At 68.8% G+C, this 13,273-nt stretch carries 14 protein-coding genes; 3 read left to right on the plus strand and 11 right to left on the minus strand.

All coding sequences use genetic code 11. The features are described 5' to 3' along the window. Positions 1-7: 7 nt before the first annotated feature. The 3 genes from J2W78_RS11445 to J2W78_RS11455 all read right to left on the minus strand — a co-directional run bounded on the left by J2W78_RS11445 (position 8) and on the right by J2W78_RS11455 (position 2,613). On the minus strand, positions 8-1,747 hold the full coding sequence (locus tag J2W78_RS11445) for an efflux RND transporter periplasmic adaptor subunit (protein ID WP_103711598.1): 1,740 nt from the start codon (positions 1,745-1,747) through the stop codon (positions 8-10). A gap of 90 nt (positions 1,748-1,837) precedes the next feature. Further along, on the minus strand, positions 1,838-2,311 hold the full coding sequence (locus J2W78_RS11450) for a hypothetical protein (RefSeq protein ID WP_103711575.1): 474 nt from the start codon (positions 2,309-2,311) through the stop codon (positions 1,838-1,840). 92 nt (positions 2,312-2,403) lie between these two features. After that, entirely contained in the window at positions 2,404-2,613 is a 210-nt protein-coding gene (locus tag J2W78_RS11455; RefSeq protein WP_103711574.1) for a heavy-metal-associated domain-containing protein, read from the minus strand. A 368-nt stretch (positions 2,614-2,981) separates the two neighbouring features. On the opposite strand from J2W78_RS11455, the gene J2W78_RS11460 reads away from it, so the two are divergent. From J2W78_RS11460 to J2W78_RS11470, 3 genes are all read left to right on the plus strand, one after another. After that, positions 2,982-3,722, plus strand: a complete 741-nt coding sequence (locus J2W78_RS11460) for an NYN domain-containing protein (protein WP_103711573.1) — start codon at positions 2,982-2,984, stop codon at positions 3,720-3,722. 166 nt (positions 3,723-3,888) lie between these two features. Next, entirely contained in the window at positions 3,889-4,095 is a 207-nt protein-coding gene (locus J2W78_RS11465) for a hypothetical protein (protein ID WP_103711572.1), read from the plus strand. Beyond that, positions 4,095-4,331, plus strand: a complete 237-nt coding sequence (locus J2W78_RS11470) for a hypothetical protein (RefSeq protein ID WP_103711571.1) — start codon at positions 4,095-4,097, stop codon at positions 4,329-4,331. The genes J2W78_RS11465 and J2W78_RS11470 overlap by 1 nt, the downstream gene beginning before the upstream one ends. 7 nt (positions 4,332-4,338) lie before the next feature. Here the strand turns inward: J2W78_RS11470 and J2W78_RS11475 are convergent, their stop codons facing one another. The 8 genes from J2W78_RS11475 to J2W78_RS11515 form a co-directional block, all read right to left on the minus strand. Then, complete coding sequence (locus J2W78_RS11475) at positions 4,339-4,815, minus strand: DUF411 domain-containing protein (RefSeq protein ID WP_103711597.1); 477 nt, start codon at positions 4,813-4,815, stop codon at positions 4,339-4,341. 17 nt (positions 4,816-4,832) lie between these two features. After that, positions 4,833-8,000, minus strand: a complete 3,168-nt coding sequence (locus J2W78_RS11480; RefSeq protein ID WP_103711570.1) for an efflux RND transporter permease subunit — start codon at positions 7,998-8,000, stop codon at positions 4,833-4,835. Beyond that, positions 7,997-9,499: an efflux RND transporter periplasmic adaptor subunit gene (locus J2W78_RS11485; protein ID WP_103711569.1), complete on the minus strand. Its 1,503-nt coding sequence runs from the start codon at positions 9,497-9,499 to the stop codon at positions 7,997-7,999. Before J2W78_RS11485 ends, J2W78_RS11480 begins: the two co-directional genes overlap by 4 nt. Further along, positions 9,496-9,891, minus strand: coding sequence for a FixH family protein (locus J2W78_RS11490; RefSeq protein ID WP_103711568.1), 396 nt, complete (start codon positions 9,889-9,891; stop codon positions 9,496-9,498). The genes J2W78_RS11485 and J2W78_RS11490 overlap by 4 nt, the downstream gene beginning before the upstream one ends. An 82-nt stretch (positions 9,892-9,973) precedes the next feature. Continuing rightward, positions 9,974-10,345, minus strand: a complete 372-nt coding sequence (locus J2W78_RS11495; protein ID WP_103711596.1) for a hypothetical protein — start codon at positions 10,343-10,345, stop codon at positions 9,974-9,976. A gap of 288 nt (positions 10,346-10,633) precedes the next feature. Then, the gene (locus J2W78_RS11505) at positions 10,634-11,614 is read right to left on the minus strand and encodes an arsenic resistance protein (RefSeq protein ID WP_103711567.1); all 981 of its coding nucleotides are present in this window, start codon (positions 11,612-11,614) and stop codon (positions 10,634-10,636) included. Beyond that, the gene (locus J2W78_RS11510) at positions 11,611-11,997 is read right to left on the minus strand and encodes an ArsR/SmtB family transcription factor (protein WP_103711566.1); all 387 of its coding nucleotides are present in this window, start codon (positions 11,995-11,997) and stop codon (positions 11,611-11,613) included. Before J2W78_RS11510 ends, J2W78_RS11505 begins: the two co-directional genes overlap by 4 nt. 101 nt (positions 11,998-12,098) lie before the next feature. After that, a complete protein-coding gene (locus tag J2W78_RS11515) occupies positions 12,099-13,271 on the minus strand; it encodes an MFS transporter (RefSeq protein WP_103711565.1) in 1,173 nt (390 codons plus the stop codon). Positions 13,272-13,273: the final 2 nt, after the last annotated feature.

Here is a 13,273-nt window from a genome sequence, read left to right on the forward strand (position 1 = left end):
CGCCCCCTCACCGGACCTGATCGAGGAGCTCGGCGCCCTCAATGACGATGCGCTTGCCCGCACCCACCCCCTCGGCGACCAGCACGTTGGTCCCGTCGAGGGGCTCGACGCGGACCTGCCGGGCTTCGAAGCGCTCGGCGGCGACGTGCTCGTAGACGATGGCCTGCCCGTTGCCGGAGCGGACCACGGCCGCACGCGGCAAGGCGAGGCCGGACTGCTCGGCGTCCGTGCCGGCGAGCACGGTGAGGAACTGCCCGACCCGCAGGCCGGAAGTGTTGCCCTTGACCGCGAACTGGACCGGGATGGCCTGGTTGCGGTCGGCGAGGCCAGTGCCCTGGTAGACGAGGGACAGGGTGCGCCCGTCGGCGAAGCGCGCCGTGGCGTTCCCGGCCGGCGTGAGGGCATCGAAGCTCAGGGCCTCGACCCAGAGTCGGGCCGGGTCGACGATCTGGAAGACCATGCCGCCGGCCGTGGCCATCTGGCCCGCCACCGCGGACGCCTGCGCGATCACGCCGTCCACGGGTGCGACCAGGGCTTCCGGCTGCTGGCGGACCTTGTCGAGGGCTGCGCGGCGGTCCTGCAGGCCCTTCAGCTCCGAGAGGGCGTCGTCGAGCTGCGTCTGGGCGACGGCGCCGGTGGTCGCGAGCTTGCGGTAGCGGTCCACCCGACGCTCGAAGACGTCGATCTGCTGGTCGAGCTCGCCCTGGCGCTGGCGCATGTCGGAGACGTCGACCGCCTGCACCGGCGGCGTCACGTAGGCCAGCACGTCACCCTTCCTCACCGTCGTCCCAAGGCGCGGGAACAGGCCCGAGGACGGCGGCGAGAGCCGGCCGCCGACGGAGGATTGCACGACGCCGCTGGCGTTCGGGTCCGGGATCACGCGCCCAGGCAACTCGACCGTCCGATGGAACGTCGCCTGCTCCGTCATCGTGGTGCGCAGGACCAGGAGGCGCTGGGTCGGCTTGGGCACGAACACCGAACCGTCGGGCAGGCGCTGGGCGAGGTCGGACGACGGCTGCGCGGGGTCGAGCAGGGCCGCGCCTTGAACCGGTTCGCCCTTGGCCGGGGCGCCGTGGTCCTCGTCGCCATGGGCAAAGGCCACGCTCCCGAGCGCCAGCGTCACGACGACCGCCATGATGGCCACGGCGGGAAGGCTGCGCCGGCCCCGCGTGAGCACGGTGAGCAGCATGCCGAGGAGGAAGGCGGCCGCCGCGGTCAGCATCAGGACGGGGTCCTTGGCCACGAGGCGGGCCTTCAGGTCGGCGACGGCGGCGGACGCCTTGGCCATGGCGGTGCCGGCCGGCGCTGCGGCCGGGGCGGCGACGGGCGCCTGGGTCTGCGGGATGGACAGCGGGACGGTGAGGACGTCGACCGCTTCTCCGGCGGTGACGGTCACCAGGAGGTCGTGCGATCCCGCCTGCGCGAGCCAGGGCGCGGGAAGCACGTAGGCCGCCTCGGCGGTCTCGGTGGCGGTCCTCTGCCCCTCGGGCGTCTCCACCTCCAGGACTGCACCCCGGACGGGTTCGTTGGTCCGGAAGTGGTCGAGGTAGAACGTGACCTTCCCGTCCCGTGGGATGGCGGTCAGCTCGAACGCGTCCGACGCGGCCTCGCCGCGCGGGGCGATGGACTTCGAGACGGGCGGGGGCGGTGCGCCGTGGTCGTGCCCCTCATGGGCACGTGCGGGACCCGCCAGCGAAGCGACGGCCAGCCACGCCGCGCCAAGGGCGGCGGCAATACGAAAAGACATGGAAGAGGCATCCTCGCGTTCGAACACCGGACGCACATCCGCGGCTTGCGGACGGAATCCGACCGTTGCGCGCCCTTGGCGCGCCGTTCGTTACGCGAGGGTTCGTGGGGGCCTGGGCAGGGCCTCGGGGCCGAGGCCGGAGCGGCCGTCGACGTCGTGCGTGACCAGGACGACGTGCCCGAAGGCAAGGGTCGGCATGGTCATTGGAGCTGAGAGGATGCCGGGAACGCAGCAGGACATCGTCCCGCAGCATGTGCCCTTGCAGGGACCGGGGCAGCAACCCCGACCCGCGTCCTCGGACTGGAGGATGGCGACCCGGGCGGGAACCGCGGCCTTGAGCAGCACGGGCGTGGCATCGACGGCAGCCGCCGACCGACCGACGTCGCGCGGTGCGGGGGCCGCCAGCGGCGCGACCGACGCCTTGGCCGCCCGCGTCATGGCGGCATGGTCATGGCCACCGTGATGATGGCCTTCGTGAGCCTGGACGGCAGACGGCGCGACGTAGGCGATGATCATCACGATCATCGCCGCCATCAGGCGCACGAGTTGCCGGTCGGGTCTCATCAAGATTGCTTACACCGTTTCGATGGGCCGAGGAATACTCGCCCCGGGACACAAATGGCCGAGCGCCGATATTGTTTCCACTTGTCCTTCGTTCAAGCCGCGGCGTTCAGCGGCTCGGCGCCATAGCCCGCGGAACGGACAGCGTCGGCGAACCGCGTCGCATCCGAGGCCGACGCGATGGAGACGATGCCGCCGCCCAGGTCGATGTCGACGGTGGCATTCGGGTCGACGCCCAGGACCGCTCGCGTGACGGACCTGGCGCAGCCGCCGCAGTTCATTCGAGTGACCTTGAGCCGGATCATGACGGTTCCCCTCTTTGGAGTGACGTCACGCCGATATGGGGCTTCCCATGGTGGGAAGGTCAAGGGGACGATGTCAGGGCCGAGGGGTCCGTAAGAGAGACTGCAGCCGGGGGGCACCCCGGAGCTTCCCACCGCATGAAGCGGGATGGCGACGGCACCTACGATCATGACCGTTCCAGCCTCGGAACCTGGTCCGCCGGAGCGGTCACGCGCCAGATAAAAACAGGTTCCATGAGAGGCGAAGGAACCATAGAAAGACATCGGGAACAAAGAAGCCCACAGGTTGGAACCTGTGGGCTTCACACGGGCCGGAGCCCGTGGGTTGCTGGCGGCGCACCGTTCAGCGTTGACGGATCGGATATGAGTGCATGGGGTCGGATAGTCAAGCCGAAAAATCCAAGATCCGGGCCGCACTCTACATCGATGGTTTCAATTTATACCACTCCGTCAATGACTTAGGAGAGCCGTTCCTGAAGTGGTGCAACTTCTGGAAGTTGGGGGAAACCATCCTGCCGCGCCAGACCGAGACGCTCGTCCGCGTCGTGTTCTGCACGGCCTACTACCCCGGGGACCACAGCAAGAAGGTCCGCCACGAACGCCTGGTCAAGGCCCTGAAACTCGTCGGCGTCGAGACCATCCTCGGACACTTCAGCCGTGAGGACGCCAGGTGCAGGGACTGCGGCTCCACCTGGCAGAAGCCGACCGAGAAGGCGACGGACATCAACCTGGCCCTGAGCGTCTACGACGATGCGGTCCACGACGTCATGGATACCGCCTACCTGCTGACCGCGGATACGGACCAGGCTGCGACCGCCCAGCTCTTCGCCAGGCGTTTCCCGGGAAAGAGGCTCGTCAGCGTGAGCCCTCCGGGCCGGACGCACTCACAGCACATCCTCTCGCACACGGCGCACAAGATCGCGCTTAACCGGGACCACATCGAGCGGGCGCTGTTTCCCGGGTTGGTCTCCGTCGAGGGGCAGGCCGCCGTCCTGCGCCCGCACGAGTACGACCCACCGCCCGGCTACGTCATGTGGGACGAGCGACCGAAGTCGCCCGCGAAGTCGAACGGGCAAGCGGCGCCGAGGCTTGGCGTGTCGCTTGGGCGGTGAATCCCCTCATGTGACTACCAGGGATCCTCCCGGGCCCCTCATCGTTTCAGATGAAGCGATGTGTTAGGACCTTGCTGGAGCTTGGCGAACCGGCATGGGCCTTTGCGGATTGATATACCGGCCGTTGAGGCGCATCTTACGAACGCAGCAGGGAGCGTGAGCGGCAATGCGCGCCGAGGGCATCAAACTCGTTCAGCGGAAGGTCGGGACGGAGTTCGTGATCACCTCTCCCGACGTGCCGGAACTGCATGTCTCGCACCCCGACCCGGACAGGGCCCTGGCCGGCGTCCCCGACGCCCTCGACATGATCGAGCGAATGAAGGACCGGCGGGCAAGCATGCGCGTGGTCAAGGAACGCCTCGCCCACTGCTGATGGCCTCCTACCGCGAGACCGATCTCGTCGCCTTCCTCATGTCCGTCGGCTGCGAGTTCGCGGGCGACACCTACGTGAACGGCTCCGGGTGGTTCACCAGCGACGGTCAGGTGTTCATGCTGCCGCTCGTCGACGCGGTGGGTGGCGTGATGGTCGTCGATGCGGACGTGGTCGACGACATCTTCGTAAATCGTTGGCTCGGCATCAGGCCGCCCCTTCCCATTCAGAGGCTGTAGCCGCGTCTCAGATGGCAGTGCCGCCGCTGTACCGCGCGAAGGTGCTGCGTGCTGCCGGCCCGAACAGCACCACCTCGTAGGTATCGGGCTCCATGCCCTCGACCTCCATCCCAGGGGAGCCGACAGGCATGCCGGGAACGGCCAGTCCCGTGCCCTGGGGCCTCTCCGCCAGGAGCCGCTTGATCGCCCCGGCCGGGACGTGCCCCTCCACGACATAGCCGCCGACCTGGGCGGTGTGGCAGGAAGCGAGGTCCCGTGGCACCCCGAGGCGGACCTTGAGCGGGTTCACCGGTCCTTCCGTGACGGTCACCGTGAAACCGTTCTCGCGAAGGTGGGCGACCCACTTCTCGCAACAGCCGCAGGTCGGGTCCTTGGTCACGGCCACGGTCGGAAGGTCCTGCGCCGTGGCGTGGCGCCCGAAGACTACCGACGCCGCCAGGCCCAGCACCAGGGCGCGTCGCGATGTTATCGTCGTCCCGTTCATCATTTGGATTTCCCCTCTCATTCGGCGGCCAGGAACATCGTGTGCCCTTCGACGGATTCCGGCCGCATGTCGGATCTCGGCAGTCCCCATCCCTTCACCAGCCCGTAGACCGCCGGGATCACCAGGAGGGTCAGGATGGTCGACGATACCATGCCGCCGATCATGGGAACCGCGATCCGCTGCATCACCTCCGAGCCGGAGCCGATGCTCCACAGGATGGGCAGGAGGCCGGCCATGATGGCCACCACCGTCATCATCTTCGGGCGCACCCGCTCGACCGCGCCGACCATGATCGCCCGCCGCAGGTCGTCGCGGGTGAACGTCCGCCCGTCGCGTTCGCAATCGGCGCGCACCTCGGCGAGCGCGTGGTCGAGGTAGACCAGCATGATCACGCCGGTCTCCGCGGCGACGCCGGCCAGCGCGATGAAACCCACCGCCACCGCCACCGACAGGTTGAAGCCCATCCACCACATCAGCCAGACCCCGCCGACGAGGGCGAAGGGCAACGACAGCATGACGATGAGCGTCTCGGTGAGCCGACGGAAGTTGAGGTAGAGCAGCAGGAACACGATTAGCAGCGTCAGCGGCACCACGACCTTGAGCCGGGCCGTCGCTCGGTCGAGGTACTCGACCTGACCGCTCCACTGCACCAGGGTGCCTTGGGGGAGCCTGACCTCGTTGGCCACCGCCGCCCGCGCCTCGGCGACGTAGCCCCCGAGATCGCGACCGGCGACGTCCACGTAGATGAAGACCGCGAGTTGCCCGTTCTCGGTTCGGATCTGCGTCGGGCCGCGGTTCAACTGCACCTTGGCGACCTCGCCGAGGGGCACCGTCCCCCCGCTCGGGATCGACACCTGAACCTCGGAGGCGATGGACCGCGGGTCGGAGCGGAAGGCGCGCGGGTAGCGCACGTTGACGGTGTAGCGCTCACGTCCCTCGACCGTGTTGGTCACGCTCTCGCCGCCGAGCGCCATCCCGATCACGTCCTGCACGTCGCCGACGGTCAGGCCGTACCGGCCCAGCGCCTCGCGGTCGGGGGTGATGTCGAGGAAGTAGCCGCCCTGGACGCGCTCGGCGTAGGCGCTCGACGTGCCCGGGACCGCCTTCACCACCGCCTCGACTTGGCGGGCGACCTTCTCCATCTCGGTGAGGTCCGTCCCCAGCACCTTGATCCCGACCGGCGTACGGATGCCGGTCGAGAGCATGTCGATGCGGGCGCGGATGGGCTGGGTCCAGGCATTCGAGACCCCGGGAAATTGGAGCGCGGCGTCCATCTCGGCCTTCAGGCTCACCGTCGTGACGCCGGGTCGCCACTCCGCCTTCGGCTTCAGGTTGACGATGGTCTCGAACATCTCGGACGGCGCCGGGTCGGTCGCGGTGTTGGCCCGACCGGCCTTGCCGTAGACCGAGGCCACCTCGGGGAAGGACTTGATGATGCGGCCCTGGGTGGCGAGCAGGTCACCGGCCTTGGTCACCGAGATGCCCGGCAGCGTGGTGGGCATGTACATCAAGGTGCCCTCGTCGAGGTCGGGCATGAACTCGGAGCCGAGCCGGCTCGCCGGCCACGCCGTCGCCGCCAGGACGACCACGGCCAGCAGGATGGTGAGCACCCGTGCCCGCAGGACGCCTGCGATGAGGGGCCGGTAGAGCCAGATCAGGAGCCTGTTCACCGGGTTGCGGCGCTCGGGGATGATCCGGCCGCGGACGAACAGGACCATCAGCGCCGGGACGAGGGTCAGGGACAGCACCGCCGCCGCCGCCATCGCGAACGTCTTGGTGAAGGCCAGCGGCCCGAACAGGCGCCCCTCCTGGCTCTCCAGGGTGAAGATCGGCAGGAAGCTCACCGTGATGATGAGGAGACTAAAGAACAGCGACGGCCCCACCTCGCCCGCGGCCTCGATCAGGATCTCGACCCGGGGCTTGTCCGGCGGCGCCCGCTCCAGGTGCTTGTGGGCGTTCTCGATCATCACGATGGCGGCGTCGATCATGGCGCCGACCGCGATGGCGATGCCGCCCAGGCTCATGATGTTGGCCCCGAGCCCCAGGGCCTTCATGCCCGCGAACGCCATTAGGATGCCGACCGGCAGCATCAGGATCGCAACCAGCGCGCTGCGGACGTGGAGCAGGAACACGACGCAGACGAGGGCGACGATGACGCTCTCCTCGATCAGCGTGCCCTTTAGGGTCTCGATGGCCGCCTCGATCAGGTGCGAGCGGTCGTAGACCGGCAGGATCTCCGTGCCCTTGGGCAGGCTGGCGGCGACTTCGGAAAGGCGCGCCTTCACGTTCTCGATGACGTTCAGAGCGTTGGCCCCGAACCGCTGCAGGACGATCCCGCCGGCGACCTCGCCGTCGCCGTTCATCTCGGTGATGCCGCGGCGCTCGTCGGGACCGAGCTCGACCCGAGCCACGTCCTTCACCCGCAGCGGGGTGCCCGCCTCGGTCTTCAGGACGATGCTCTCGATGTCGGCGACGGTCTTGAGATACCCGCGGCCACGGACAACGAACTCGAACTCGGAGAGCTCGACGGTGCGGCCGCCGACGTCGGCGTTGCTCGACCGGATCGCGTCCCGGAGCTTCGACAGGGTGATGCCCTGCGCCCGGAGCCGGCTCGGGTCCACGACGACGTTGTACTGTTTCACGAAGCCGCCGACGCCCGCGACCTCCGCCACGCCCTCGGCACGCGACGCCCCGAAGCGCACGACCCAGTCCTGGAGCGAGCGGAGCTCGGCCAGCGTCCGTTCCTTAGCCACCACGACGTACTGGTAGACCCAGCCGACCCCAGTCGCGTCCGGTCCCAGGGTCGGGGTCACGCCGGCCGGAAGGCGCTTGGCCACGGTGTTCAGGTATTCGAGCACCCGGCTGCGGGCCCAGTACGGGTCGGTGCCGTCCTCGAAAATGACGTAGACGAACGACACCCCGAAGAACGAGAAGCCGCGCACGACCTTCGACCGGGGCACCGTCAGCATGGCGGTGGTCAGCGGGTAGGTGACCTGGTCCTCAATGACCTGGGGCGCCTGCCCGGGGTACTCGGTGTAGACGATGGTCTGGACGTCCGAGAGGTCCGGGATCGCGTCGAGCGGCAGGGTTTTCAGGGCGTAGAGCCCCGCTCCGACGGCAAAAACGGTCCCGATCAGGACGAGCACCAGATTCCTCGCCGACCAGGCGATGAGACGGGCGATCATGGCGCCTTCCCCTCGGCGGCGGCTTGCGGCCCGGGATCGGGCTTCGGCTCGGAAAGACCTTGGAGGGCCGCCTTCAGGTTGCTCTCGGCATCAATGAGGAAGTTGGCCGACGTCACCACCCGCTCGCCCGCGGCGATGCCGTCGCGGATCTCGACGTAGCCGTCGCCACGGGTGCCGAGCCTGACCGGTCTCGGCTCGAAGCGGCCCTCGCCCCTGTCGAGCAGGACGACTTGTTTCGTGCCGGTGTCGATGACCGCGTCGTCGGGCACCGCCACCACCGGCTTGTCGCTGCCCGTGGCGATCGTCACATCGGCGAACATGCCCGGGCGCAGGTCGCCGTTCGGGTTGGGCAGCTCGATGCGCAGGCGGGCGGTCCGGGTCCCCATGGCGAGGTGCGGGTAGATCCGGGTCACCGCGCCGGTGAAGACGCGATCCGGAAACGTCCGGGCGCGCACGGTCGCCGTCTGGCCCTCCGCCACGGCCGCCAGGTCGCGTTCGGTCACGTCGGCCAGGACCCAGACCCGGGAATGGTCGACGAGCTTGAACAGTGTGTCGCCGGACTTGGCGCGCATCCCGTCCGAGACGTTGCGCTCGACCACGACGCCGTCGCGGGGCGCCGACCACGTGATAGTCGAGGGCACTTTTCGGGATCGCTCGATCTCGTCGATGACCTCGGGCGGGATGCCGAGGTTCTCCAGGCGCCGACGGGCGCCCTCGTAGCCGATGCCGGTGAGGTACTGCGCGGCGGCCGCGTTCATCTCCGGCGAGAACAGGCGCAGGAGCGGCTGGCCCTTGCGGACGTGGTCGCCCGTGGTGACGGCCTCGACCTTCTCGATGAAGGCGTCGGTGCGCATCGCGATCACCGAGATCCGGCGCTCGTCCTCCTCGATGGCGCCGGGCGCGCGCACCGGCATCGACAGGACGCGTCGCTCGGCGACCGCCGTCCGGACCCCGGTGCGCTGGAGCTTACCGGGCGAGATTTTCACGGTGCCGTCGTCGGTGTCCTCCTCCTCGTAGACGGGGAGGTAGTCCATTCCCATCGAGTCCTTCTTCGGAATCGGCGAGGTGTCCGGAAGGCCCATCGGGTTCCGGTAGAAGCGCACCTTGCGGGCGCTTGCAGGGGGCGTGGCCTGAGCCATGGCCATGTCGCCGTGCCCGGCGTCGGGCATTGCCTCCGCCTCGTCGGGTTCGTCGAAGCGCACGTCCTCGCTGGCGTGGACGGCGCGATAGTCTCGACCGTCCGCCGTGCGCTTGGGCTCCGCGGCGTAGTCCGGCTTCCCGTCCGGGTCCTGGTAGTAGACGACTGGTCCCGTCGCCCTGGCCGGGACCCGAGCGGGCACCGAAGAGGGCTGCCGGGTTCCCGGCAGCCAATGGGCGAACCCGGTCCGCGCCTGCTGGACGAGCGCCGGCACGGGACTGCCCTCATGCCCCGCGCCATACCCCAAAACCCCCGCCGCGAGCGCGGCGAGGGTCCCGGCTGCCCAAGCCGACCGGCTCACTTGGTGGCCTTGAACACCAGCTTGTTCTCGACGGTGCCGGTCTCGCCCTGAACCTTGGCTCCGAGCGAGAGACGCCAGCCGCCGGCCATCGTCAGCTTCGCCTTGAACCGGTAGATGCCGGGCTCCGGCGAGGGGAGCTGCTCGATCTTGGAGGTCATCTCCTCCATGCTGTCGGGCGCCATGTCGATGCGCTTGGCGAAGATGACGGCGTTCGGCACGGGCTTGGACGTGCGCTTGTCGACGAGGCGGACGTCGAGGATGGCCTCACCCTGCTTCGCCTCGTCCTTCACGAGTTGGAACTCGTAGTCCTGGGTGTCGGCCCGGGCGGCGGCGGTGAGGGCGAGGCCGAGCAGCGCAGCCGTGAGGGCGCGCGAAAACGATGTCTTGGACACGGTGGATGATCTCCTGAAAACGATGGGACCCGGGCCTTCAGGCGCGCGGGATCTGCCGGCGCAGGCGCCGGCGGCATCGGGTTCAGGCTCGGGGAGGCTCGGTGGGCGGCCCTTGCGACAGGCTGTCGAAGGAGGCAGTGACGCCCCAGGTCGGCCCCTCGACGCCGGCAACGCGGCCCGGAAGTCCGACGGCGACCGGCAGCCCGGTGGCGACCTTCGCCAGGCAGAGCGCCATCAGGGGGCAGCCCTTGGAGCAATCGGGCATGTTTAACCGCTCCTTGGGACAGCACGGCATCTCGTCCATGGCCTCGTCGGGCATCGCCATGGCGTGACGCTGATCGGCCTTCGGAGCGCGCATGCCCGCGGCGGCCGCAGATGCGGTCACCGGCGCAAGGGCGAGGCCGAGTACCGCCAGGAGCGGTAGCAACCGCCGAAGGGCGAGCCAAAAGGTCACGAACGGACGATGCCACATCGCGTGTCGGCGCGGAAGGGACAGGGACTACCTGACGAAAGCCCCACCCGCGGAGGGACCAAACCCGCGACGAGGAAGCCGAGGGACAGGCCCCCGATGACCCATCTCAGAGGCCACCGCGTGTCCTCCGATATCAGGTTGGCGAGCACGCACAGCAGGTAGAACGAGGCCCCCCAGGTCAGGAATTGGATCGAGCCAAGGGCCGAGATCACCACGAGACGGTGGCGATGTGGGATCACGGGTACGCTCCGCCGTCTCATCGGGGTCGACCTAGACGGCCGGGACCGGCGACGCCGCCGTTGGGCCGAGCCTGGGCATCAGGCGGACGTAGGCGAGTTCGCTGAGGAGTTCGACCAGCGTCTGCGTGACGATGACGGCGGGCAGGAGTGGCACGGCACCCGGAACCGCAAACGCCAGCGGCAGGACCACCAGGGAGTTTCGGGTGGCGGCGCTGAAGGCCAGCGTGCGGACGGTGGGGGCATCCAGGCGGAACGCGCGCCCGACAGCCCAACCCAGCAGCGGGGCAGCCACGGCGAAGGCGACGTAGACGGGGACCACTCGTAGGGCATCGTCGAGGGCGGGTCCGAGCTGGGGCAGGACGGACGCGATCACCACGAACAGGACCAGCGCGGTCGCCGGCACCGGCAGGAGTCCGAGGCCCGTAGCCATCCGTTGCCCGGCAGGGCTGCGTCCGGCCCAGAGCTGCACGGCGGCGGCGAGCCCAAGAGGGACGGCGATCAACCAGAAGAAGGCATGCACGAACGGACCGACCTGGACGAACCTGGCGGCGTCCTCGCCGAGGAAGACATTCAGGTAGACCGGCAGCAGCAGCATCTGCGCGATCAGCAACGCCGGGGTGGAGGCCAGCAGCACCTTGGCGTCGGCCCGACCAAGATGGGCGAAGGTCACGACGTAGTCGATGCACGGCGTGAGGAGGACCATGAGCACGCCCAGCCGCAGCATGGGGGCTTCGGGCAGGAACCGGATCAGGCCGGCCACCAGCAAGGGCACCACGATGAAGTTCGTGGCGAGGAGCGCCGCCAGGAAACGGACTCGCGCAAAAGCCTTTCCGAGTTCAGGCAACGGCACCTGAAGGAAGGTGACGAACAGCATCAGCGCCAGCGCCGGGTTGATCCCGACCTCAAGGGCCGTGGTGCCGGGCAGCGTCAGGGCGATCAGCGCAGCGGCGCCGATGGCCGCGAAGTAGATCCCGATCTGGTTGCCTTCGAGGGTATCACGCAGGTTGCTCATGGTTCCTCGCAAGCGATCCTGGGGGACCCGGACATCGTTTGCGGCCGGCCCGTGCACCGGGCGAACAGGGCGATGGCTCGGTCGCAGACCTCGCAGTGTCCCTCGCAGCAATCGCGCATCAGGAAGGCCACCAGGTCGGACAGGGCCGTGAACACCGCGCTGTAGATGATCGACCGCCCCTCCCGTCGGCCGACCACGAGGCCGGCGTTCTCAAGGTGGCTGAGATGGAACGAGATGCGCGGCGCCGAGGCGCCCGCGATGGCCTCGGTGATGGCACCGGCCGCCATGCCGTCCGCGCCGGCGGTGACCAACAGGCGGATGATGCGTAGGCGGGTCTCCTGCGCGATGGCGGCGAAGCCATCGAGCGCTTGCTTCTCTTGCACGACACTTAAACCTTTGTGGAATCGTTTAAGCGTCGATAGGCATGAACCGGTTCGAAGGCAAGGATTTGATCGGGGACTGGGTCACGGCAACCGTCGGCTTGCTAGGTTCGGGGCCGGACGCGCCAGAGGGATAGGGCAAGCGCGACGTTCGCTACGGCGAGGACGCTGAGCAGGGCGTAGGTGGCGTTCGCGCCACCTTGGGCCAGGACCACGGCTCCGACGGAGGGTGCCAGCGCCTGCGCCACCAGCCCTGGACGGGCGAGCCGGCCGACGAGCGCGGCGTAGCGCTCGGGACCGAACAGGGCCAGGGGGACCGTACCCCGTGCAATCGAATAGATCCCGTTGCCGGCCCCGTAGAGGACCAGCGCCAGCCCGACCAAGGGTAGGCCGGCCGTCAGCATCGCGACCCCCAAGACCACCAGGATCATGGCGGCGGTCAGGGTCCAGAGGGGATGGTGCCGGCCCTTGCCAGCCATCTCGACGATGCGCGCGCCTACCTGTGCCGGTCCGATCAGGGCGCCGTAGGCAACGGCCGAGGTGAGAGCCACACCACGGGCCTGGAGCAGGGTGATGAGGTGCACCGAGACCATGGCCATCACCGTGCCCCCGAGGGTCAGCACCCCTGCCATGAGGAGGAATGCACGACGCTCCCGTCCCTCAAGCCGGATGGCGGGGTTCGCGCCTGCCAGTCGTGTGACGATACGTATGGGCGGCTTGGGGATCACGAGCAGAACGAGGGGCAACGTGACCGAGAGGTGCAGCCCGGCATAGGCGAGGCAGGTCCCCCGCCAACCCACCTGCTCGATCAGGAACGCCGAGAGCGGCCAGCATACCGTACTGGCGAAACCGCCCCACAGGGTAAGCGTGGTGATGGCTGGCCTGGCCTCGGCACCGTAGAGACGCCCGAGGGTGGCGAAGGCCGGATCGTAGAGTCCGGTGCCCATGCCCAGACCGACGAGAAGCCAAGCCGCCAGGTAAGCCGCAACGTTCGGGGCCAGTGCAAGGCCCGTCAGGCCCAGCGCCAGGGCAATGGCGGCGAAGGCCAGCACCGGCCGGCCGCCGTGCTCCCCGATGAACGCTCCGACCCGTGGCGAGACCAAGCCCGCGACGAGGAGCCCAAGGGACAGGCCGCCGATGACCCATCCAAAGGGCCATCCCGTGTCCTGCGTCATCGGAGCGGCCAGCACCGAAAGCAGGTAGAACGAAGAGCCCCAGGTCAGGATCTGGACGACGCCCAGAGCCGAGATCACGGGCCAGCGGCGAGCCGAGGCCATCG

Source organism: Methylorubrum extorquens (assembly GCF_024169925.1).
GTDB classification, from domain to species: Bacteria; Pseudomonadota; Alphaproteobacteria; order Rhizobiales; family Beijerinckiaceae; genus Methylobacterium; species Methylobacterium extorquens_A.